This is a genomic window from Candidatus Methanoperedens sp. (genome assembly GCA_012026795.1).
Lineage (GTDB): Archaea > Halobacteriota > Methanosarcinia > Methanosarcinales > Methanoperedenaceae > Methanoperedens.
The window spans coordinates 1-2,201 of record VEPM01000063.1; the positions used below are offsets into that span (position 1 = coordinate 1).

General features: G+C 38.3%; 1 protein-coding gene. It reads left to right on the plus strand.

What is annotated here, in order from left to right; translation table 11 throughout:
• Positions 1 to 549 precede the first annotated feature (549 nt).
• Positions 550 to 2,118: a group II intron reverse transcriptase/maturase gene (gene ltrA, locus FIB07_18160; GenBank protein ID NJD54767.1), complete on the plus strand. Its 1,569-nt coding sequence runs from the start codon at positions 550 to 552 to the stop codon at positions 2,116 to 2,118.
• Positions 2,119 to 2,201: the final 83 nt, after the last annotated feature.

A 2,201-nucleotide genomic window follows, 5' to 3' on the forward strand; every position in this document is an offset into this window, starting at 1 on the left:
CCCGCGACAAGAAACTACATCACAAATTGCAGAAATGCCACTCCTTCCATCCGGAGTGACCTTATTATGGCATGCGTTTTCAGTAATGGAAATGTGTGAAGCCCATAAGACAATGTGGAGAACTCCGAGAGTCTAACCCGGATAATCTGCTAAGGTAACAAATGCTATGAAGAAAACGAAAGTTGAATCATCTCAAGAATCGTCATTAGAAACAAGCGAAAGTAGACTGAACGCTTGAACCAAAACGGTGAAGAATCAGACTATAATGGCTGGTGAAACGTTATAGGGGAATGGACATATGATTCTCGGTTCATAGATGGCTTCTAAAGCATTTATAAATTATTTGTGATTCAGGACTTGACAAGCCCTATGCATCCCCAAAATACGGGTAGGAACTCTGCGAAGAGCGACAAAGATGCAGAGGGTATAGGATATGATAAAAAGCGAAAGTCAGTCTGTAATCGACTGAATAAAGGTTCAAAATTTGCCTTAGCCTGAAAAGGTGCTGACTTATCATCGGTGTTTTATTGTGTGAATGAAGGTAAATCTATGAAAGTAGGAAATTCAATTACGCCGAAAGGCGAGAAGCTTACTAACGTGCAACTTCGAGACCAGTGGGATAATATCGACTGGAAGAAAGCTGAAAAACACGTTAATAGACTACAAGTCAGGATCACAAAAGCAGTTAAAGAAGGAAAATGGTACATAGTAAAAAGGTTTCAATATTTGCTAACCCATTCGTATTATGCGAAGCTGTTGGCAACAAGAAAACCCATTCAAAATACGGGTAAAAGGACGGCAGGGATTGACGGTGAAATATGGTCATCATCGAAAACCAAAATGGAAGCCGCTCTCAGACTAACCGACAAAGAGTATGTTGCAATGCCACTGAAAAGAGTTTTTATTGAAAAATCTGGGAAAAAGAAAAAACGACCTTTAGGCATTCCAACCATGTATGATAGGGCTATGCAATCACTTTATGCTTTGGCATTAGAGCCGATTGCAGAAGCAACAGGTGACAGGACATCATTTGGCTTCAGAAAATTCAGAAGCACACATGATGCCTGTGAACAAGTTTTCTCCTGTTTGTGCAGAGAAGACTCCCCAAAATGGGTACTGGAAGGAGATATTAAAGGCTGTTTTGATTCTATTTCTCATCAATGGTTAATAGACAATGTCCCTATGGATAAATCAATTCTGAAACAGTTTCTAAAGGCTGGATATGTATTTGAACGCCATTTATTTCCAACAGAAGCAGGAACTCCACAAGGTGGTATAATATCACCAATCCTTGCTAACATGACGTTAGATGGGATCGAGAAAATGCTTGCAGATAAATACCATATAAGCAAGAGCGGTAAAATGAGTAGTAATCATGCTGCAAAATACAAAGTCAACTTTTGTCGATATGCAGATGATTTCATTGTTACTGCAAAAACTGAGGAAATAGCAAAAGAAGTTAAAGAATTGATCAAATATTTCCTGAAGGATAGAGGTTTGGAACTTTCTGATGAGAAAACACTGATAACCCATATCGATAATGGCTTTGACTTTCTCGGATGGAATTTCAGAAAATATAATGGTAAACTTCTTGTCAAACCATCGAAAAAATCCATTGATAAATTCACTGAAAATATCAGTGACATAATCAAGAGGGGAAAAGCATGGAATCAAGAGGTACTGATTGATAACCTTAACCCAACTATAATTGGGTGGACTAACTACCACCGTTTTGTAGTATCCAGTGAAATATTCAGTAAGCTTGACTCAAGAATATGGAATATGCTCTGGCATTGGGCTAAAAGAAGACATCCTGATAAATCCAAACATTGGATTGCCAGTAAATATTGGCATTCTGGTGGAAATAGGAACTGGATATTTTCTGAGGGAAATAAACAACTGAACCTTCTATCTGACACAAAGATAGTTAGACATACGAAGTTAAAGTTAGACATGAATCCCTATCTTGATGATGAATACTTTGTTTCAAGGAAACTTAAACAAGGAATCAAGAAACTAACAGATGTAGCAATGAAAATAGTGGATAAAGCAAAGAAGATATGCAAACCTGAAACTGTGACCATGACAAATAACTGCTGCCCGATCAAAGGGTTATAGAACGCTTGAGCCGTATGAGATGAAAGTTTCACGTACGGTTCTTAGAAGAGGAAGGACGGGCAACCGTTCTTCTTTATTCGGCA